Source organism: Hydrotalea sp. (assembly GCF_049968455.1).
GTDB lineage: Bacteria > Bacteroidota > Bacteroidia > Chitinophagales > Chitinophagaceae > Hydrotalea.
On the sequence record NZ_JBMFQT010000014.1, the window covers coordinates 41363 to 62256 of the forward strand.

The 20894-nt window shown below is 36.4% G+C and carries 17 protein-coding genes; 9 read left to right on the forward strand and 8 right to left on the reverse strand.

The window, feature by feature from the left end; genetic code table 11:
* The first annotated feature begins 16 nt into the window (after positions 1-16).
* The 3 genes from ACP5P5_RS10630 (at position 17) to ACP5P5_RS10640 (ending at position 5681) form a co-directional block, all read left to right on the forward strand.
* Entirely contained in the window at positions 17-952 is a 936-nt protein-coding gene (locus tag ACP5P5_RS10630) for a hypothetical protein (RefSeq protein ID WP_428286090.1), read from the forward strand.
* A 216-nt stretch (positions 953-1168) separates the two neighbouring features.
* On the forward strand, positions 1169-4279 hold the full coding sequence (locus tag ACP5P5_RS10635) for a SusC/RagA family TonB-linked outer membrane protein (protein WP_428286091.1): 3111 nt from the start codon (positions 1169-1171) through the stop codon (positions 4277-4279).
* Between the two features lie 40 nt (positions 4280-4319).
* Positions 4320-5681 (forward strand): RagB/SusD family nutrient uptake outer membrane protein, encoded by a 1362-nt coding sequence (locus tag ACP5P5_RS10640; protein WP_428286092.1) that lies wholly within the window; start codon positions 4320-4322, stop codon positions 5679-5681.
* Between the two features lie 82 nt (positions 5682-5763).
* Here the strand turns inward: ACP5P5_RS10640 and ACP5P5_RS10645 are convergent, their stop codons facing one another.
* The 4 genes from ACP5P5_RS10645 to ACP5P5_RS10660 form a co-directional block, all read right to left on the reverse strand.
* On the reverse strand, positions 5764-6084 hold the full coding sequence (locus tag ACP5P5_RS10645) for a hypothetical protein (protein ID WP_428286093.1): 321 nt from the start codon (positions 6082-6084) through the stop codon (positions 5764-5766).
* A gap of 239 nt (positions 6085-6323) precedes the next feature.
* Entirely contained in the window at positions 6324-6971 is a 648-nt protein-coding gene (locus tag ACP5P5_RS10650; protein ID WP_428286094.1) for a flavin reductase family protein, read from the reverse strand.
* A gap of 34 nt (positions 6972-7005) precedes the next feature.
* Positions 7006-7590, reverse strand: a complete 585-nt coding sequence (locus ACP5P5_RS10655; RefSeq protein WP_428286095.1) for an FG-GAP repeat protein — start codon at positions 7588-7590, stop codon at positions 7006-7008.
* Between the two features lie 99 nt (positions 7591-7689).
* Positions 7690-11070, reverse strand: coding sequence for a methylmalonyl-CoA mutase family protein (locus tag ACP5P5_RS10660; RefSeq protein WP_428286096.1), 3381 nt, complete (start codon positions 11068-11070; stop codon positions 7690-7692).
* A 108-nt stretch (positions 11071-11178) separates the two neighbouring features.
* Here ACP5P5_RS10660 and ACP5P5_RS10665 point away from each other — a divergent pair, with 108 nt between their 5' ends.
* Together ACP5P5_RS10665 and galK are read left to right on the forward strand one after the other, a co-directional pair.
* Positions 11179-12120: an aldose 1-epimerase gene (locus ACP5P5_RS10665; RefSeq protein WP_428286097.1), complete on the forward strand. Its 942-nt coding sequence runs from the start codon at positions 11179-11181 to the stop codon at positions 12118-12120.
* Position 12121: 1 nt separating this feature from the next.
* Entirely contained in the window at positions 12122-13288 is a 1167-nt protein-coding gene (gene galK / locus ACP5P5_RS10670; protein WP_428286098.1) for a galactokinase, read from the forward strand.
* Here galK and ACP5P5_RS10675 read toward each other — a convergent pair.
* On the reverse strand, positions 13272-13658 hold the full coding sequence (locus tag ACP5P5_RS10675) for a RidA family protein (protein WP_428286099.1): 387 nt from the start codon (positions 13656-13658) through the stop codon (positions 13272-13274). The genes galK and ACP5P5_RS10675 overlap by 17 nt on opposite strands.
* A gap of 79 nt (positions 13659-13737) precedes the next feature.
* Between ACP5P5_RS10675 and ACP5P5_RS10680 the strand changes: the two genes are divergently transcribed.
* The 4 genes from ACP5P5_RS10680 to ACP5P5_RS10695 all read left to right on the forward strand — a co-directional run bounded on the left by ACP5P5_RS10680 (position 13738) and on the right by ACP5P5_RS10695 (position 16323).
* Positions 13738-14352, forward strand: a complete 615-nt coding sequence (locus tag ACP5P5_RS10680) for a 3-hydroxyacyl-CoA dehydrogenase family protein (RefSeq protein WP_428286100.1) — start codon at positions 13738-13740, stop codon at positions 14350-14352.
* A 12-nt stretch (positions 14353-14364) separates the two neighbouring features.
* The gene (gene tsaB, locus ACP5P5_RS10685) at positions 14365-15066 is read left to right on the forward strand and encodes a tRNA (adenosine(37)-N6)-threonylcarbamoyltransferase complex dimerization subunit type 1 TsaB (RefSeq protein WP_428286101.1); all 702 of its coding nucleotides are present in this window, start codon (positions 14365-14367) and stop codon (positions 15064-15066) included.
* An 81-nt stretch (positions 15067-15147) separates the two neighbouring features.
* Complete coding sequence (locus ACP5P5_RS10690) at positions 15148-15483, forward strand: ArsR/SmtB family transcription factor (RefSeq protein ID WP_111295435.1); 336 nt, start codon at positions 15148-15150, stop codon at positions 15481-15483.
* A 150-nt stretch (positions 15484-15633) separates the two neighbouring features.
* Positions 15634-16323, forward strand: coding sequence for a rhodanese-like domain-containing protein (locus ACP5P5_RS10695; protein ID WP_428286102.1), 690 nt, complete (start codon positions 15634-15636; stop codon positions 16321-16323).
* On the opposite strand, the gene ACP5P5_RS10700 is transcribed toward ACP5P5_RS10695, so the two are convergent.
* The 3 genes from ACP5P5_RS10700 to ispG are packed head-to-tail and all read right to left on the reverse strand — an operon-like array spanning position 16324 to position 20892.
* Positions 16324-17205 (reverse strand): lysophospholipid acyltransferase family protein, encoded by an 882-nt coding sequence (locus ACP5P5_RS10700; protein ID WP_428286103.1) that lies wholly within the window; start codon positions 17203-17205, stop codon positions 16324-16326.
* A 46-nt stretch (positions 17206-17251) separates the two neighbouring features.
* Positions 17252-18856 (reverse strand): L-aspartate oxidase, encoded by a 1605-nt coding sequence (gene nadB, locus ACP5P5_RS10705; RefSeq protein WP_428286104.1) that lies wholly within the window; start codon positions 18854-18856, stop codon positions 17252-17254.
* Positions 18857-18879: 23 nt separating this feature from the next.
* The gene (ispG, locus tag ACP5P5_RS10710; protein WP_428286105.1) at positions 18880-20892 is read right to left on the reverse strand and encodes a (E)-4-hydroxy-3-methylbut-2-enyl-diphosphate synthase; all 2013 of its coding nucleotides are present in this window, start codon (positions 20890-20892) and stop codon (positions 18880-18882) included.
* Between the last annotated feature and the right edge of the window lie 2 nt (positions 20893-20894).

Consider the following 20894-nt stretch of genomic DNA (forward strand, 5'->3'; position numbering starts at 1 on the left):
GTTTAAATTCATGAACATGAAGAAGCTATTATATATATTATCCGTTGTCTGTTTAATAACAGTAGTAAACTCCTGTAAAAAATCGGGAGGGGATATAAATCCATTAAGTAGTTATAAAAATTTTGGAATAGGTTCTTATTTAGTATTAGATAGTACTATAAGCCAGAATTTGAACTATGCCTCTTTATCAACTTCATCAGTTGGTTTTATCGTGCATCAATATCCTAATGGTGAAGCCATTACAAGTATTACGGTTTTTGCTGTTGCAGGAACTTCATACGATACTACCAAATGGAAAAAGGTAAAGACTATTAATTACTCAAGCCCACAAACTACTATTACCGTAACCGGAGCTGAATTAGCTACTGCTTTAGGTGGTGCATCTGCAATACAACCTGGTGCTAACTATACTTTTTACAACCGTATCACTACTAAAAGCGGTAAAACATATGATGTAAATAATACCGGAAACAATAGTGGTAGTGGACTAGTAACCGGTTTCTATTACCATAGTGCGTTTTCATTTAGTGCATATGTAGTTTGTCCGTTTGTTGCTCCAATTGCAGGCACTTATAAAGTAATTAGAGATGACTGGGCAGACTGGAATCCGGGTGATTTAGTACAGGTAACCGATGGACCTGGGCCCAATCAAGTAAACTTAAGTCAGGTGTATCCTAATCCAGCTTCTGGTACAGTAGTTGATCCGCTTATTGTTTATGTAGACCCTGCTACCGGTACCGCAACTGTTCCTAAAACCAATTTTGGAAATTATGGTGGTGGTTATAATATGACTGCTGTTGGTACAGGTGCAAAAACTTCTACTGGGAATATAGCCGGATATGTATTTTCCTGTACCGGTTATATTACTTTAACCATGGAATTAAAGGCAGATGGTCCGGGAGGTAATGGTTACGATAAAGGACCTACCAAATTAATACTTCAGAAACAATAAATTTTTATCATTTTTTTTGCTTTTTTCTCTCGTGTTTTAATTTTCTATTCAATTGCGGGCGGTATTCTTATCGCCCGTTTTTTTTGTTGCTATTAAGCCATTCTTACCTAATTTAAACCGTTTTTAAATTTTAATTAAACAAATTAACACTTATTAAATGTTTTTGTTTAGTTTGCCTACCTTGACAAGAAATTTTAGATAACTAAACCAAAATTTATGAGAAAAAAGCTGCTGCTCATTTTGAGTACTATGTTGCTGCTCATGGCACAACTAAAAGCCCAAAACACAGTTACTGTTACGGGTACTATTACTGACCAGCAAGATGGAAAACCGCTTTCCGGAGTAACTATTAAAGCTAAAGGCACCAATGATGTCACTTCTACGAATGCTGAAGGACAATTTAAAATTGTGGTTCCTAAATCTGCAACTATTTTAGAAATTAGTTATGTGGGCTACCGCGATATGGCCATACACATAACCGGCCAACATTTAACCATTAAAATGGCTGAAGCCGATAAAAGCTTAAATGAAATTGTAGTAGTTGGATATGGAACAAAATTAAAAAAAGATGTATTGGGTTCTGTATCTACTGTGACTGCAAAAGAAATGGCAAATACACCAGCCACTAGTTTTGAAAGTGCAATACAGGGAAGAGCTGCCGGTGTGTTAGTTTCTCAACAAAACGGAAAATTAGGCCAGGCAATTAACGTGAAAATTCGTGGAGCTTCTTCTGTTTCAGCAGGTAATGAACCGTTATATGTGGTAGATGGTATTCCTATTACTACAACCGATTTATCAAGTACTACAGCTGCTACTAATGCTTTGGCCGATTTGAATATGAATGATATTGAATCTATTCAAATTTTAAAAGACGCTTCTTCAACAGCAATATACGGTGCTAGTGCTTCCAATGGTGTAGTCTTAATTACTACTAAAAAAGGGAAAATGGGTACTTCACGTATCGATTTTAACTATTATACCGGTAACCAAGAGCCTACAGGGAAACGCCAATTTTTGAATGCTAAACAATATGTAGATTATTTTACACAGGCTGCTTTAGGTGCTGCTAACCAAGATTACTTGGCCGGCTACTATTCAACTTTACAAGCGGCTCAACAAGATTATTTAGATTATGTGGATAGCCGATTCACCCGTTATTCTGCTGGAAATAATGATTGGCAAACAGCCAAAGTAAATACTAATTGGCAAGATCAGGCGTTTCAAAATGCTCCTATTTCTGAATACGATTTGAATATTTCAGGTGGTGATGCCAAAACCAAATTTTATGTTTCCGGACAATATTTAGACCAAACAGGTATTTTGGTTCGCAATAGTTATAAGCGTTATTCCGGAAGGGCTAATTTGGAACATAAAGTGAAAGACTGGTTAACTGCAGGTATTAATTTGGCCTTTGCTCGATCATTAAATAGTCGTGTATCTAATGATAATGCTTTTTCTACGCCTTTACAAATAGTAGCATTATCACCCATTACTCCTTTAATTGATCCACGTACCGGTTTAATTAGTGGTGCTTTAGATCCTAATACCGGCGCACCTAACACCAACTTTCCTGTTTACTACAACCCCTTGTTAAGTGTAATTGATGGGTTTTATAACACATTGGTAAATAGAACATTTGGAACATTTTACGCAACTGCTAACTTGGCCAAAGGATTAAATTTTCATACTGATTTTGGTGTTGACCAATTGAATCAATTTGAAGAAAATTATTATGGTCGCCTTACTGCTCGCAATATTGGAGTGCCAAATGGTAGTGGTTTTTATGGTACAACTCAGGTTTTAAATTTAACCACTAATAACTACTTTAACTATCATGCAAACTTTAAGCAAAAACATGATTTAGATGTTATCTTGGGTACGAGCTATACAGATCGTACATATGATTTTAGTAGTGCCGCAGGTGAACAATTCCCTAGTGATGCTTATAAAAAATTATCAAGTGCTGCTTCTAAAACTGATGCTAGTTCATCTTCAACCTCCAGCACACTTATTTCTTATTTTTCACGTGTCAACTACAAATTCAATAATAAATATTTATTGTCTGTTACCGGTCGTTATGATGGGTCATCTCGCTTTGGTGTGAATAATCGTTATGGCTTATTCTTAGGAGCTTCTGCAGGATGGGTATTAACCGAAGAAGACTTTTTAAAAGATGTAAAATGGTTGAGTTTCTTGAAATTGAAAGCGGGTTATGCGGGTAATGGTAATGATCGTATTCCCGATTTTGCTGCTCGTGGGTTGTATTCTGGCAATGCACCTTATGGTGGTCAACCCGGTCAGCACCCTACTCAAATTGCTAACCCCAATTTAAAATGGGAAACTACCTATGGAACGGATATTGGTATTGAAGCCAGTTTGTTTAATAACCGCCTAAGTGTGGAAATAGATTATTATAGCCGCGATACTCGTGATTTATTATTAAATCAGGAAGTGCCCGGTACCAGCGGTTTTGCTACACAATTAAGGAATATTGGTCGCTTAAAAAACACAGGTATTGAATTTACGATTAATACTACGAATATCTCTACTAAAAACTTTAGATGGACTACCTCAATGAATTTTGGTGCTAATAAGAATGTGGTTACCAACTTAGGTGGGCAACTGTTAGGAACCGGTGTAAATAAAGCGATGGAAGGGCAACCTTTAGGCGTTTTTGTAGCTCGTGAATTTGCAGGAGCTGACCCAAATAACGGAGATGCATTATACGTTAAAAATACAGTTAAACAAGATGGTAGTTTAGATAAAACCACTACAAACGATTATAATGAAGCTACAGATGTAGTAATCGGAAGTCCTATTCCTAAGTTTATTTATGGATTTGGAAACACCTTTACTTTCAAAGGATTTGATGTAGATATTTTATTACAAGGAGTGTATGGTAATAAAATTTATAATGGTGGTGGCCAATATATGTCTGCCAGTGGAAGTAATGGTTTCGATAACCAAACAGTTGATCAGCTAGCTGCTTGGAAACAACCCGGTGATAAAACAATGGTGCCTGAAGCAAGATTATTCTATGCCAACGGAACTGATCCTTCCAGCCGTTATATTTCTGATGGATCTTATTTAAGAGTAAAAGCCGTTACAATTGGCTATAATCTTCCTGCACAATTAATCCGGAAAATCAAACTAGAAAGATTAAGAGTATATGTTCGTGCGCAAAACCTATTTACCATTACTAAATACAAAGGTTGGGATCCTGAAGTTACAGCCGATTATTTAGCCAGTAACATCAATCAGGGTATTGATTTTTACTCTGCTCCTCAATTAAAAACTTTGGTATTTGGAGTAAATATTGGTTTGTAAAAAATGATGGTAATTCATTAATAAAATGAAAAAAAAGATTATGAAACAGTTTTTATATAAAAGTTTGCTGCTGTTAGGAGTTGTTTATGGAACAGCTTGTAACAAAATGCTGAATACACAGCCTACCCAAAGTATTGATCAAACAGTAGCGCTAAACACAAGTAGTGATGTGTTGGTTGCTTTAACGGGTGCATATGCCGATATGGGCGTTGAAAATGCTTATGGTGGATTAACCTTTGTAGCTCCCGATTTATTAGGAAATTTTGCTGAATTAAACTGGAGTGGTACTTATCAGGGAATGACGCAAATTTATAATAAAACCATTCCCATTGATAATAACTTCACCACCCAAAACTGGTTAACCAGCTATAAGGCTATTAATGATGTAAATAATGTATTAAGTGCATTGAATGTTGTTACAGCCGATAAAAAAGCTAGTGTTGAAGGACAGGCTAAATTCATTCGTGGTTCATTATATTTTGACTTAGTTCGTTTGTTTGCACGTGCATGGAATGATGGTGACCCAACTGCAAATGACGGTGTACCCTTGGTGTTAACACCAACAGGTGGTATTACCGATGCTAATAAAGTAAGTCGCAACAAAGTGTCTGAGGTATATGCACAGGTAATTAGCGATTTAACCGATGCAGAATCTTTATTACCAGCTACCAATGGTTTTTATGCTAATAAAGCTGCTGCAAGTGCCATGTTAGCAAGGGTATATCTGCAAAAGGGCGATTATCCAAATGCAGCTGCTGCAGCCAATAGAGCAATTACAACGGCTACAGCTAATGGATTTGCTTTAACCAATACCTATGCTGCAGCTTTCCCTGCACCTTATCCACCTGCTGCAGTTGCTAATACCAGCGAAGATTTATTTGCTATGCAAGTAACACCAACTTCAGGGTTCAACACATTTAATGAATATTATTCACCTTATAGCCGTGGTGATATTCAAATTAATCAGGCACATTTAAATTTATATGAGCCCGGCGATGCTCGTTTAGGTTTATTTTATAATTCTGGCGGATCAATCTATACAGCAAAATTTGATAATGTTTATGGTAATGTACACATTATTCGTTTGGCAGAAATGTATTTAACCCGTGCTGAAGCAAACTTTAGAATGGGTACACAAGTGGGTGATTCACCGGTGAATGATATCAATAAGATTAGACAGAGAGTAAACTTATTGCCCTACACTGCAGGTACGCTTACTTTAGCAGCTATTCTGAAAGAAAGAAAATTGGAATTGGCTTTTGAAGGATTTACTTTACACGATGTTAAACGTACACAAGGCACAGTGGGTAATTTAAATTACAATTCATCTAAATTGGTATTCCCAATACCTAAACGGGAAATTATTGTAAACCCTAATTTAACTCAAAATGCCGGTTATTAATAGAGTAATATTAATGTAGTTTAAATAATAAATGCCGCTTAATTTTAAGCGGCATTTTGTTTTATAGGGTAACGCCAAAAAGTTAATCACGATCCCATCTTCCGTGGCCTCTTCCATGTTCCCTGCCACGACCAGGGCCATCATAATATCTTCTGTCTCTGTCATAATAACGATCTCGTGCATATACATTATAGTATCCATAACGAGGGCGTGCAGGTACTACAACAACAGGTCGGGGTGCACATACAGGATAATCATCATCATATACGACAACCGGATGTGGGGCTGGATAATATACAGGTGCACCTATACCAAGATTTACATTTACTCTTACTTGTGCTTGTGCATGTTCAACAAATCCCAACGCGGCAATTATTCCGAGTGTCATCATCAGCTTTTTCATAACTAAAGGTTTTAATGGTTAACAATTGCGAAGTTTAGTAAGGTGATTGGTAACTTATCTAAACGCTTCTATTCATTATAAAACCAATTATGTGCCAGTTTTTTAAAGCTGCTAGCATACAATATAAAATCTACCACAACTTTAAAAGTAAATTATTTCGTAAAAGCCAATGTTTTCAAGGAATTTAGCTTTTAAAATAAAAAATATTAAATGTGTTTATTAAAAAAAACAGCCACCTATTAACAAATATTTTGTAAAATTGATTGAGTTGGTTCATTCGGTTTGGCATAATGGTATCGTTGAATAAGATGGCCATTATAATAGGCATCAGCACCTAAACAAGCCATTGAGCCGGCTTTTTCAATAGCAATAAATCCGTCTGCTTCCGGTGTTATTGTTTTTAGAATAATATCTGTTATGTTTCCAATCACCAAAAATGTTTGATTATGCTTTATAGGCACTATTTCAATTAACTGCAGTGCATATTGAATATTGCTTTCTTTTACAAATGGAGCTTTTATTCCATCAATAAATTCCATTGTTAATCCTGTAGCTGTAAACTCATTAACATTAGCAGCATATTTGGCACTTGTTTGATGTGCTTTGTCAGAAAAATTAGTGGTTACATGATTGATGGTATAAACACCGGTAGCTTCTATATTAGCTAAGGTATGAGGGGCTGCTGTAATGGGGCGGTTAATATAACCTACCAAAGCAGGATTGGAACCTAAATGAACTACACTGCTAAATATAGCTACATTAGGTACACCTTCTGCATTAACAGTACCGATTAAATTGGCGGGTTTAAAACCTGTAATGCATTGCAGTATATTGGCACGATAAAATCTTTCCCAGCTTTGAATGGTTGTTTGTGTATAATGTATCATTCCATTTTAACAACCATTTTTGCAAATGGTTTTATTAATTCATAGTGGGAGCTGCAACTTCATAAACATGCATAGGTTTAAAACTCATTCTATCGCCTTCCTCTTTTACTAATTGATATTGAATGAATCTTTTTTTCCCGGTATAAGTGGCAGTTGAATCGTTAGAGGAGTATAATGGATAACTACGCATTAATAAACCTTGCATAATTTGAAAATGATCATTTCCCTTATATCCAACTCTTAATTTGGGATCATTTAAAATATCGGGGAAACCGGCAACGGATATGGATTTGTTTTCACTCGATATTAGAGTAATTACATTTCCGTATTGTTCATTGGGCCCGTTGTAAACATTAATCATCAGATCGGGATAACCATCATTATTAAAATCGTCAATCGCAATTTGTTTGATAACGCCTTTCACAAAAAACTCAGGATCGCGGGCTCCGCTAAAACCAATTAATTTAATACTGGCCAAATTGTTATTAGCATCTTTGTTATTACAACGCACCCGGTAACCCACTTTGCCATAAAGCACTGTTGAATCGAACTTAACACCTTGTGCCATTGCAAATAATGGCAGCATCATTATTGCTATTAGCAATTCCTTTTTATGCATGGTTGTTTTTTTATGCAATTGAGTTAATAAAAAACTTCATCTTCACATTGGGTAAAGATGAAATTTTTTAGTTGTTTTTATCATTAAAATTTGTTCAAATTACATATTGCGTCTGTATTGACCTCCTGCTTCATAAAGAGCATTGGTAATTTGTCCTAAACTGCAGTAAGGTGCTACTTCCATAATGGCTTCAAAAATATTTCCGTTTTGTTTAGCTACTTGTTTTAACCAAGCTAGTTTTTCTTTTGTTAAAACTGCATTCCTTTGTTGAAATGCTTTTAAGTTTTGAATTTGTTGTTCTTTTTCTTCAGTAGTTGAACGTATTACTTCGCCGGGTATTACTGTTGGGCTGCCATTTTTATTTAAGAACGTATTAACACCAACAATGGGTAGTTCTCCGGTATGTTTTAAGGTTTCATAATGTAAACTCTCTTCCTGAATTTTATTACGTTGGTACATACGTTCCATAGCACCTAATACACCTCCACGTTCATTAATACGGTCAAATTCAGCTAAAACAGCTTCTTCTACTATATCTGTTAATGTTTCTATAGCAAAGCTGCCTTGCATAAAGTTTTCAATTTGTGCAGTGCCCAATTCTCTATTTATGATTAACTGAATAGCCATAGCTCTGCGTACACTTTCTTCGGTAGGTGTAGTAATGGCTTCATCATATGCATTGGTGTGTAAGGAATTACAATTGTCGTAAATGGCATATAATGCTTGCAAAGTGGTTCTTATATCATTAAAATCAATTTCCTGGGCATGCAAACTTCTGCCGGATGTTTGTATGTGGTATTTTAATTTTTGTGAACGTTCATTTCCATTGTATTTATATTTCATGGCTTTGGCCCAAATGCGTCGCGCTACTCTTCCAATTACACTGTATTCAGGGTCCATTCCATTGCTAAAGAAGAAAGAAAGATTAGGTGCAAAATCATCAATATGCATGCCTCTGCTTAAATAGTATTCAACATACGTAAACCCATTGGCTAAAGTAAAAGCTAATTGTGTAATGGGGTTGGCACCCGCTTCGGCAATATGATATCCACTAATGCTAACGCTATAAAAATTGCGCACCTTGTGGTCAATAAAATATTGTTGTACATCGCCCATTAATTTTAAAGCAAACTCCGTTGAAAAAATACAAGTGTTTTGCGCCTGATCTTCTTTCAAAATATCGGCTTGTACAGTTCCACGGACTTGCGATAATGCATTGGCCTTAATAGATTGATAAACGTCTGCCGGCAACACTTCACTTCCATCTAAACCCAACAACTTCAGTCCAAGACCATTATGTCCTTCCGGTAATCTTTCCGGTGCTAATGGATTATAATAAATGGGCTTATGTAATGTTTTATATTTTTTGTTAGCACATGCTTCTACTTCAGGCCATAAATTATGCTGATCAATATATTTTTCGCACTGTTGATCAATGGCTGCGTGTAGAAAAAATGCCAAAATAATAGGTGCAGGTCCGTTAATGGTCATGCTGACCGATGTTTTAGGGTCACATAAATCAAAGCCGCTATATAATTTTTTGGCATCATCAACGGTGGCAATGCTAACACCGCTATTTCCAATTTTGCCATAAATATCTGGACGTTTTGCCGGGTCTTCGCCATACAATGTAACACTATCAAATGCAGTAGAAAGCCTTATGGCAGGTTGCCCAAATGAAACATAATGAAAACGTTTATTGGTGCGTTCAGGGCCGCCTTCTCCTGCAAACATGCGGGTAGGGTCTTCACCGGTACGTTTCAATTCAAATACACCAGCGGTGTAAGGAAATTTACCCGGTACATTTTCTTGCAATTGCCATTGTAAAATATCACCCCAATCTTTATACTTTGGTAAAACAATTTTATGAATTTGTGTACCGCTTAAGGATGTAACGGTTATGGATTGTTGTAATACTTTTCCCCTCACTTCATAATTTAAAAAGGGTGCATTGTATTGTTTAACAAGTTTGGGCCAATTTTCAATCAATTCATAACACTGAGTTTCCAGTTGTTGTTTCGCTTGATTGTATGCTGTTTGAATTGCTTCATTTTCTTGAAGATTTTTAATGCTAAGTACACCATTTAATTGGTAAAGTTTTGAAGCAATTTGGCTTTGCTGTTCAACCCACGCATTGTATTCTTTAATGCGCTCTGTTATTTCAGAAAGGTAGCGAACTTTTTTTGCGGGAATTATTGAGGGTTTTTGACTATGAATCGTTAATTCTTCATTGCTTAATGGTGCATTTGGCCATTGCAATTGTAGTTTTTCATTTGTTTTACTCATTAATAAATGAAAAAGTGTATTCATGCCCGGATCGTTGAACTGAGCAGCAATGGTACCTATTATTGGTAATTCAGTGGCTTTTGCTTCAAATAATTGATGATTGCGTTTGTATTGCTTTTGTACATCTGCCAAAGCATCTAAGGCGCCTGCTTTATCAAACTTGTTAATGGCAATTAAATCAGCATAGTCAAGCATGTTAATTTTTTCTAATTGGGTAGCTGCGCCATATTCCGGAGTCATTACATAAAGGCTAACATTGCTGCAATGTAAAATGGATGCATCACTTTGGCCAACGCCTGCACTTTCAATAATAATACAATCAAAACCTGCTGCTTTGCAAATGGCAATGGCATCTTCTGCATGTGCACTAATAGCGGTATTATCTTCACGGGTAGCTAAGCTGCGCATATAAGTGCGTGGCCCGGCAATGGCGTTCATTCTAATTCTATCGCCCAATAAGGCACCGCCGGTTTTTTTCTTTGAAGGGTCAATACTAATAACAGCTATGGTTTTATCGGGATATTGATGTAAGAATCTACGCACCAATTCATCCGTTACAGAGCTTTTTCCTGCACCACCGGTACCCGTAATGCCAATTACCGGAATTTTATCTTTAGGTGCATGGGTTTGGTTCAGATAATCTAGTATTGACTGGTAAGAAGTTTTATTTTCTGCCAGCGTAATAGCTCTGGCTATGGCAACAATATCTTTTTGTTCCTGTAGCGCAAACGATTTTTTTTCTTTATTCAACTCAAGCGAAGGAAAAATAACGGTACTGCATTTTTGTAGCACATCTTCAATCATTCCTTCTAAACCCATATGGCGTCCATCATCGGGTGAATAAATACGGCTAATGCCATATTGATGTAAAATTTCAATTTCTTCGGGTAAAATGGTTCCTCCGCCACCACCAAAAATTTTAATATGCCCGCAACCATTTTCATCCAAAAGATCTTTCATGTATTTAAAAAACTCAACATGTCCGCCTTGGTACGAGGTAATGGCAATACCATGTACATCTTCTTCAATGGCTGCCTCTACAATTTCATGTACACTTCTATTATGACCTAAGTGAATGACTTCAGCACCCTTGCTTTGTAATATTCTGCGCATAATATTAATAGCTGCATCATGTCCATCAAACAAACTGGCAGCAGTTATTAATCGTATCTTCAAATCGTTATTTGGTTTCATAATCACTAATTACTGGTAGCCTGCAAAATTAATGTATTGATATTAACAGTTGTTAGTTTTTGTTGATACAGAAATTTTATTTTTACATTGTGCAGTAAAAAAACAGGTATGCGGTTCAATAGCTCAATTATTTCTAAGCAACCTTTTGAGGTTATACAATTAAAAGATGAACAAACAGGCACAGCAGTTGAAATTTATGCCATGGGTGCATTGTTAAATAGCTTTAAGGTGCCGGTAAAAGACGGATATCAAAATGTTATAGATGGTTTTGCCAATGCTGAAGCAGCTTTACAAGAAATTACTTATGGATTTAAAAGCGCTAAACTATCGCCTTTTGTTTGTCGTATGGCCAATGGCCAATTTACAATTAATGCACATACATATACGGTAGGTAAATTTTATTTGGGCAATCATGCAATTCATGGGTTGGTTTATGATGCCATTTTTGAAGTAGTAAACTTACATGCAAATGATTATGGATGTACGGTCGGGTTGCACTATCAGTATAAGGGCGATGATAAGGGATACCCTTTTCCGTTTGAATTATTAATTAATTGGAAGTTGCAAGCCAATCAAACTGTATCTGTTACCACTTCAGTAAAACACCATGGCAACAGCCCCATTCCATACAGCGATGGATGGCATCCTTATTTCGCTTTAGGAACGGCTATTGACGAATGCACCTTACAATTTAGCAGCAATAAAAAGGTTGAATTTGATGAGCGTTTATTGCCTACCGGCGTTTTGATAGATGATAATCGTTTCGAACAGGGCATGTTGTTAAAAGACGTGAATCTCGATAATTGTTTTGTTTTAAATAGTCAACAGCCTGCAAAATGTGTTTTAAAAAATCAATTATTGGAATTGCGCATAACTCCCGATAAAGCATATCCTTATTTGCAAGTTTATATTCCACCTCATCGTAAAAGCATGGCTATTGAAAATTTAAGTAGTGCTCCCGATGCATTTAATAACGATATGGGATTGCTGTTATTACAGCCGGATCAGTATTATATATTCAGTACAACTTATTCCGTAAAAGCTTTGTAAAATGGCTGAAAATGCAAACACTATATTGCAATTGTTTCATCAACAATTTGCTGTAGAACCACAGTTATTTTTTTCGCCTGGACGAATGAATTTAATTGGCGAGCATATTGATTATAATGATGGATTTGTTTTGCCTGCTGCCATAGATAAAGGCATTTGGATTGCTATTGCTCCTAATCAAACAAATTTAATTCATTGCATTGCGGCAGATATCAACGATTCACTTATAGTCGATGTTAATAATATTACAAAACAGCAGGGCTGGAAAAATTATATATTAGGCGTTTTGCATGTGTTGCAGCAGGAAAACAAAAATATTCAAGGTTTTAATTGTGTATTTGGAGGGAATTTATCCCATGGTGCCGGTCTTTCCTCCTCTGCAGCTATTGAGGCGGGATTTTTATTTTCGCTTAACCATATTTTTTCTTTGCAATTAAACTTGCTGCAAATAGCTTTATTAGCACAGCAAGCGGAACATAGTTATCCCGGTGTGCAATGTGGTATTATGGATATGTATGCTAACTTGTTTGGAAAAAATGAACATGCCATATTGTTAGATTGTGTTAGCCTACAACACAAATGGGTACCATTGTTATTGTCACAGCATGAAATTGTATTAATCAATTCAGCAGTGCATCATAGTTTAGCATCGGGTGAATACAACAAGCGAAGAGCCGAATGTAAGGATGGGTTAAGTTTATTATCTGCCATTCCGGGTTATGGTAATAGTTTCCGAAATATTACGCCGCAAATGGTGAAGCAACAGCAAGCATTACTTCCCAAAATTATTTATAAACGATGTTTATATGTAGTAGAAGAAATGGAACGGGTGCAATTGGCGGCAGATTATTTGCAACAGAATAATATAGCGGCATTCGGATCTTTGTTGTATGAAACCCACCATGGCTTGCAGCAATTGTATGAAGTAAGTTGCCCTGAAATTGATTATTTGGTAGAACAGGCTAAACAACACAAAGCCGTTATTGGGGCAAGACTAATGGGGGGTGGGTTTGGTGGTACTGTTATTTGCATTATTGAAAAGCAGGCAGCACAAAATATTGTGCAAGAAATTGTCAATAATTATCGGCAAAAATTTAATATTCAGGCCGAGGCCTATTTTGTGCAACCCGCTTTCGGAACACATGTAGTGACTATAAATGCTGAATAGCAATCATGCTAATTTCTACATGCACATTTCTGGGTAATGTTTTTACGGCTACAGTTTCACGTGCCGGATAATCGCCGGAAAAATAGCTGCCATATATTTCATTCACTTTGGCAAATAAATCCATATCACTTAAAAATATGGTTGTTTTTATCACATGCTCAAATGAAATTCTGCAAGTATCTAAAATTGCTTTTATATTTTGCATTACCTGATGCGTTTCAACTTCAATATCGTGTGTCATTAATTCACCTGTTGTAGGGTGCAATGCAATTTGCCCGCTTAAATAAATGGTGTCACCGGCTTTTACCGCTTGGTTATACGGGCCAATTGGAGCTGGTGCATTTTCAGTTTTAATAATTTGCTTCGTCATAAAAAACTAGTTTTACTATGGCAAGTAAATGCTTTTTGGGTTACAAACCAACCTATTTTTGTGCTTTAAATTGGGTATTATGACCATTTTGGTGAATGCTAACGAACAACAAATGCAGGTTTTTTTACAAAAACCTATTTCTGAAACAATGCAAGTACTACAATATAACGGATCAGGTATTTTAAATGCTGATGCTTATTTCGATTTTTTGTTTGAAGAAGAAGGGCCTGTTTTTTCAACTGTAACAAATGCACCTGTTTTTGTAAATGCAGTTATTACCCCCACGCAAAAAATGCCCAAAAACTTTATCCGATTTAACGGGTGGCCTTATTTTTTAGAACGAAATGTATGGGAATTAACCAATATTCATTCCGATATACAAAAGACTGCGGAATTGATTTTGCAGCAAATGTCTATTAAACCTATATGGTGTGCCGATATTCCGGGTTTTATTGCTGCACGTAGTATTGCCGCTATTATTAATGAAGCTTATTTTGCTTTAGGCGAATCGGTAAGTACAGTTGAAGATATAAATACGGCCATGCGTTTAGGTACAAATTATCCTTTAGGCCCATTTGAATGGGTGAATATTATTGGCCAAAAACGCATTGTACAATTAATGTATGCTATGCAACAACAAAATCAACAATATCAAATTGCTCCTTTGTTATTAACTTCATCTGCTAATAAATAAATCACATATCTATTGGCACTTATATTAAATATTGATACCGCTACAGAATTGGCTTCGGTGTGTTTATGTTATAACACTGAAATATTATCTATTCACTTTAGCAGTGAACAAAAAAATCATGCTGCTTTTATCCAACCTGCTATTCAACAAATCATGCAGGAATTAAACCAAAATCTTGAAAATATTGATGCAATTGCCGTTACCGGCGGCCCCGGCAGTTACACCGGTCTACGTGTTGGATTAGCTACTGCTAAAGGCATTGCCTATGCATTAAATAAACCTTTAATTATTGAAAATACTTTAAAAGTAATGGCTCAGGCAGCATTACAAGAATGTGCTGAGTTAGCACAATTACATACCATTAAGCCATGGTTAATAGCACCAATGATTGAGGCCCGAAGAATGGAAGTATTTACAGCCGTATTTACCCCTGTTTTACATACCATAATGGAACCTACTGCTGAAGTTTTAACTGAAAACAGTTTTAATAACCTGTTAAAAGACAATTATATATTATTTTTTGGAAGTGGTAGTTTAAAGTGGAAAGAAATGGTACAAAATTCATCGGCCTTCTTTTCAGAAATCAACTATAATGCTGGCCATTTGGGCATTTTGGCTTATCAGTCCTTTCAAAACAATCGGTTCGAAAATATTGCTTACAGCACACCTTTTTATTTGAAAGAATTTTATAATCCAAAAAAAATTATCAAATAACCCTTTTTTGGTATACACTGTATTTAAAAAGTATTTAACTTTAGCCTCATATTGTAATTTTTTAATCCCCAATCACTAAACATGAGTAGTTCACAAAACACACTAACCTTAAGCAATGGCAGGCCCAGTGTTAAGGTTGATCTGATTCAGTCAAAGAAGGCGGCTCTTATTTTAAGAGCGTTGAACCACAAGCTTCGTCAGCAAATGTTAAAGTTGTTAGATGAAAACAAAAAAATGACTGTTACTGAGTTGTACGTAAAGTTGCGTTTAGAGCAATCCGTTGCTTCACAGCACTTGGCTATTTTGCGCCGTGCTGAACTGGTGAATACCCAGCGCAATGGTAAATTTATTTTCTACACACCCAACTATGCACGTATTAATGAAGTAATGAAATTTGTTACTGAATTAGTTGGTTAAACACCATTTTTTGTAAACCCTATCAATCCACTGCTTCCACAAGCAGTGGATTTTTTTTGTTTATTAAAACTAGCTGTGTAAATAGGTTAGTTAACACTACTTAATGATCCATACCCATTAACTTTGTATTTCTAATTGTGAAAAGATATTATGACTGACATTCAAGGACAACCACTTGCATTCACTGTTGCCGATGTTTTACAGCGTTGTGCACAACAAGACGATATAATTTTATTTGACATTCGTTCTGTGGAAAGTTTTGAATCAGGATTCATCACTGGTAGTATTGCTATTTGTATGGAAGATAATATAGCTGAATGTTTACAAGAATTACAACTACAAGCGCGGCCAGTTATTTTAATTGCTAATGATAATGAAGCAACCTATATATCGCAATTACAACAGAATGGATATCAAGTAATCGGCTATTTAAAAAACGGTTTTGCTAACTGGCAAATGCTTAATGCACCCATTGATGTATTAATAGCCGTTGAGCCCGATGAGTTGGCAATGGATATTAAATTTGATGAGAAGTTAGTACTGATTGATGTTCGTACAGAGGAAGCGTATGATACCATCCATTTAAATGAATCAGCCAATATTCCTTTTTCCAACTTAAACGATCCCGGCAGTATGGCTAATTTCGAAGAATTCCAAAATATTTATATTTATGGAAGCAATGCTTATCGAGGTATTACTGCTTGTACGCTCATTAAAAAACAAGGCATTCATAATCTGCGCCATTTGAAAGGTGGATGGCCCGCTATTGAAAGCATGCCTGCATTATTCAATATTACCAAAGCTGCGTCTAATAAAAAATCATCGGACAATAACAACTGATTATTTGAATAGATGACCATGTTTTTCAGGGTCAAAAGTCCATTTCCAGCGACGATGGCTCCATAAATAATTAGCAGGTCTGGCCTTAACTTCTGCTTCAATAAAAGCAATCATAGCTTTGGTAATGGAGGCCTCAGGTAATGATTTCGGTTCAGTGGTATATAAATAGAATTTGGAATCATAATACCCTCTTTTTACTCTGTAAAAACTGCAAAAAACAACGGCAGTGTTATTATGCCTGGCACTTAATTCCGGACCTTTTACAAAAGGAGCCGGTTTGCCAAAAAATGAAAACCAATAAGAATTGTCCGGTTTACCCGGATTTTGATCACCTACCAAAATAAGGGCATAAGGTGGAACGGCTTGTTGAGTAAACTCTTTTTTAAAGTTGGAAGATGAAATGAGTTTTGTTCCAAATCGGCTACGTATATGAAGAAAAAGTCGATTGAATGCTTTGTTTTCTATAGGTTTATATACTACTAGAAAGCGATGCATTAGTTTTCGGGCATAAGCCACATTGGCAAATTCCCAATTAAAAAAATGTCCTAATAGCAGTTGTACATTTTTCCCTTCTGCATAAAGTTGATTCAATATCTCAGTATCGGTTTTTACCCTTTTTTCCAATTCTTTTCCTGATATGGATACTAACTTGATAACCTCAACAAATGTATCCGCAAATTGATGGTAAAACTCTTTTGCAATTTTCTTTCGCTCTGCTTCTGTTTTCTCCGGAAATGCAATGGCCAAATTATTATATACTACCTGCTTTCGATAACCTACCACATAATAAATAATTGCATAAGCCAAATCGCTTATCCAATAAAGCACACGCCAGGGTAACAGCGAAATCAAATAAAATAATGCATAAACAATATAATACATATTTTTTTTAAGGTTGATAATTTAAATAATGCCTATTGCTTGGTGGTTAAAGAATAATGTTTTGTAGCAGTTCACTTTTTTGTAAATGGTCGGTGTTATAATGTAGTCCCCTGCTTTCTTTTCGGAACATAGCACTTTTAACAATTAAATAGCCAACGGTTATTACATTTCTTAATTCACAAAGTTGCGGCGATAAGGTAACTGTTTTATACAATTGCTCTGTTTCTTCAAACAATAAATCCAGCCTTTTCATGGCACGTTGCAAACGTACATCTGTCCTAACAATACCTACATAATCACTCATTAGTTGTTCTAATTCTTTCCGACTTTGTGTAATTAATATCATTTCTTTAGGATGCGTTGTGCCTATGGCATTCCAACTAGGAATTTTTGTATTAAAGTCTATTTGTTCAATTAATTCTAGACTAGCCAAATAACTTCTGTGCGCAAATACCATTGCTTCCAGTAAACTATTACTTGCCAAACGATTGGCCCCATGCAAGCCGGTACTGGCACATTCTCCACAGGCAAATAAATGTTGAATGGAGGTTTTCCCCCATTCATCTGTTTTAATACCACCGCAACTATAATGTGCTGCCGGTGCAACGGGTATCCATTGCCGTGCAACATCTATACCTATGCTCAAGCATTTTTCATAAATATTGGGAAAATGTTGTTTAAACTTTTCTATATTCATGTGTGTGCAATCTAAATATACATGCTCTGTTCCATCTTTTTTCATTTCACTGTCTATAGCCCTTGCTACTATATCGCGTGGTGCCAAATCTTTTCTTTCATCATAATGTTCCATAAAGGCTTCGCCCTTTTTGTTGCGTAAAATACCCCCATCGCCTCGCACGGCTTCCGTAATTAAAAAAGAAGGGGAAACCCCGGGTTGATATAATGCTGTTGGATGAAATTGAATGAACTCCATATTCTCAATTCTTCCCTTTGCCCTATAAACCATTGCAACACCATCACCGGTTGCTATGGTGGGGTTGGTGGTAGTTCTGTAAACCTGGCCACAACCACCGCTGGCTAAAACAGTTATTTTGGCTAAAATTTTTTCAATCTCATTGGTTTGAGTATTTAACACATAAACACCATAACACTGTATATCGTGCGTTGATTTAGTTACCAAATAACCTAAATGGTGTTGTGTAATTAAATCAACCACAAACCAATGATGTTTTATTTCAATGTTTTTAGTAGCTTTTACCTGCGCTAATAAAGCTCTTTCTAATTCCTGCCCTGTAACATCTTTATGGTGTAGAATGCGGTAAGCACTATGTCCCCCTTCTCGTCCTAAAGCATATTGGCCGCTGGCATCTTTATCAAATATGGCACCATAATCTATTAATTCCTGAATGCGCTCGGGGCCTTCTTTTACTACTATTTCAACAATATTAGGATTGCATAATCCATCACCGGCTACTAAGGTATCTTCAATGTGTTTCTCAAAACTATCGGTTGTTTCATCCCATACACCTGCTACGCCACCTTGTGCGTATTTTGTATTGGTTTCTTCTGCATGGGTTTTGGTAATAACGGTAACGGTTTTGTCGGGAAAATGTTTGGCGGTTTTTAATGCATAACTTAAGCCTGCAATACCGGAGCCTATCACTAAAAAATCGGTTCTTAACTCACTCATAACAAGAAAAATATATTAACTATTTATACGGTTGGTTCTATCCAAGCTTCATTTTCTTTCAATAAATTAATCAGCTCATCCAAAGCAATACTGCTATCAATATTTCGTTTTACAATCTCTTTGCCTTTGTATAAAGTAATTTTTCCCGGGCCACTGCCTACATAGCCAAAATCGGCATCGGCCATTTCGCCGGGGCCATTGACAATACAACCCATGATGGCAATTTTTACACCTTTTAAATGGTGGGTTTTTGCGCGAATTTTTGCAGTGGTTTCCTGCAAGTCGAATAATGTGCGGCCGCAACTGGGACAGGATATATATTCAGTTTTTGAAATACGGCAGCGGGTGGCTTGCAAAATGCCAAATGCAGTGTTATTCATAAACGCTTCAACAGAAGTATTGCTTACATAGTTTCGGCCACTGGCATTGGTATTATTTTGATGAAGAGATTGATAACTGCTTTCTTGCATGGAAAGCATCAATCCGTCTCCCATGCCATCTAACAGCAATCCACCGGCAGTAGTGGCAAAGTGTACTAAGTGTTCATCAACGGTATTCCATTGACTGTTTATATGTAATACTACCGGATTTTGCATGCCTTTATTCATCATTTCCATCACCATTCGTCTAATGGCTTGCATGTTTCTGTTATTGCCGGTATGTAAACAAAATACAACTGATGGGTGCTTTTGTAATTCGGCTAAATAGGTAAAATCATTCAAGCCTGTTTCATCGCTAAAACAGTCAACGGAAACAAAGTTTAGCTGTTCATCGGTTTGCTTTGCTTTTAAAAAGCCTGCTGCGGTATATAATGGATGGTATTGACTTTTATTCTGCGATAATTCCCATGCTGAAGGATGACAAATAACTTGTAAAGTACCGGGTAATTCAAAATTTAATAATTGATAGCCGGTATAAATATAGTCGGCAGCAGCATCACCTATACTCCATTTATCTGTATCAGCATTATAGGTATAACCAATGCTACGCAAATGATGTGGCGTTATGTTATTTATTTTACTAAAATCCGCAATAACTACAGGAACATGATGCCCGCCAATATTTTGAATACTATTGCTATTCCTGCGTTTATACTCAAATGGATTATAGGGTATAGTTGTTATGGCCGGAATGGTTCTTTTATTCAAATCAGATTGGGTATATCGCTTAACCAAATCTTTACAAACCGGAATTTCAAATTCAGGATCTTCCGTAAGAGAAACCCTTATGGTGTCACCAATACCATCTTCCAATAAAGTGCCTATACCTGCTGCACTTTTAATGCGTCCATCTTCTCCATCGCCTGCCTCTGTTACCCCTAAATGCAGCGGATAACATTCATTGAACTCAGTTAGCATTTGTTGAATCAGTAACCGATAGGCTTGTACCATTACCTGTGGGTTGCTCGATTTCATGCTTAATACAATGTTATGGTAGTTTAAACTACGGGCAATACGCAAAAACTCCATTGCACTTTCTACCATGCCATTGGGTGTATCACCATAGCGACTCATAATTCTATCGCTCAGTGAACCATGGTTGGTGCCAATACGCATAGCTGTGCCATATTCCTTACAAATATTAACTAAGGGTGTAAATTTTTCCCGAATGCGTTCAATTTCTTCGGCATACTCAGCATCGGTATATTCCAGTTGTTCAAACTTCTTTTTATCTACATAATTGCCCGGGTTAATGCGTACTTTTTCAACAATTCGAGCTGCAATTTCAGCAGCATTAGGTGTAAAATGTATGTCGGCTACTAAAGGCGTTGTATACCCTCTTTTACGTAATTCGTTTTTGATGTTCAATAAGTTTTCTGCCTCATTTTTTGAAGGGGCAGTAATTCGCACCAATTCAGCACCGGCTTCAATGCATCTGATGGCTTCCTCAACCGTAGCCAGAGTATCCATGGTATTGGTGGTTGTCATGGTTTGAATGCGAATAGGGTGTCCGTTACCCAATAATAAATCGCCAATTTTTACCTCACGTGTTTTTAAGCGGCTATATTGGGTTAAACTGTTACAATAAAGTTGCATGG

Coding starts and splice junctions, on each gene's coding strand:
- ACP5P5_RS10640 (WP_428286092.1), top strand. CDS start 4,320: ATGAAACAGTTTTTATATAAAAGTTTGCTGCTGTTAGGAGTTGTTTAT.
- galK (WP_428286098.1), top strand. CDS start 12,122: ATGGCTGAAAATGCAAACACTATATTGCAATTGTTTCATCAACAATTT.
- ACP5P5_RS10660 (WP_428286096.1), bottom strand. CDS start 11,070: ATGAAACCAAATAACGATTTGAAGATACGATTAATAACTGCTGCCAGT.
- ACP5P5_RS10690 (WP_111295435.1), top strand. CDS start 15,148: ATGAGTAGTTCACAAAACACACTAACCTTAAGCAATGGCAGGCCCAGT.
- ACP5P5_RS10655 (WP_428286095.1), bottom strand. CDS start 7,590: ATGCATAAAAAGGAATTGCTAATAGCAATAATGATGCTGCCATTATTT.
- ACP5P5_RS10700 (WP_428286103.1), bottom strand. CDS start 17,205: ATGTATTATATTGTTTATGCATTATTTTATTTGATTTCGCTGTTACCC.
- ACP5P5_RS10695 (WP_428286102.1), top strand. CDS start 15,634: ATGACTGACATTCAAGGACAACCACTTGCATTCACTGTTGCCGATGTT.
- ACP5P5_RS10645 (WP_428286093.1), bottom strand. CDS start 6,084: ATGAAAAAGCTGATGATGACACTCGGAATAATTGCCGCGTTGGGATTT.
- ACP5P5_RS10675 (WP_428286099.1), bottom strand. CDS start 13,658: ATGACGAAGCAAATTATTAAAACTGAAAATGCACCAGCTCCAATTGGC.
- ACP5P5_RS10635 (WP_428286091.1), top strand. CDS start 1,169: ATGAGAAAAAAGCTGCTGCTCATTTTGAGTACTATGTTGCTGCTCATG.
- ACP5P5_RS10680 (WP_428286100.1), top strand. CDS start 13,738: ATGACCATTTTGGTGAATGCTAACGAACAACAAATGCAGGTTTTTTTA.
- ACP5P5_RS10665 (WP_428286097.1), top strand. CDS start 11,179: ATGCGGTTCAATAGCTCAATTATTTCTAAGCAACCTTTTGAGGTTATA.
- ispG (WP_428286105.1), bottom strand. CDS start 20,892: ATGCAACTTTATTGTAACAGTTTAACCCAATATAGCCGCTTAAAAACA.
- nadB (WP_428286104.1), bottom strand. CDS start 18,856: ATGAGTGAGTTAAGAACCGATTTTTTAGTGATAGGCTCCGGTATTGCA.
- ACP5P5_RS10650 (WP_428286094.1), bottom strand. CDS start 6,971: ATGATACATTATACACAAACAACCATTCAAAGCTGGGAAAGATTTTAT.
- ACP5P5_RS10630 (WP_428286090.1), top strand. CDS start 17: ATGAAGAAGCTATTATATATATTATCCGTTGTCTGTTTAATAACAGTA.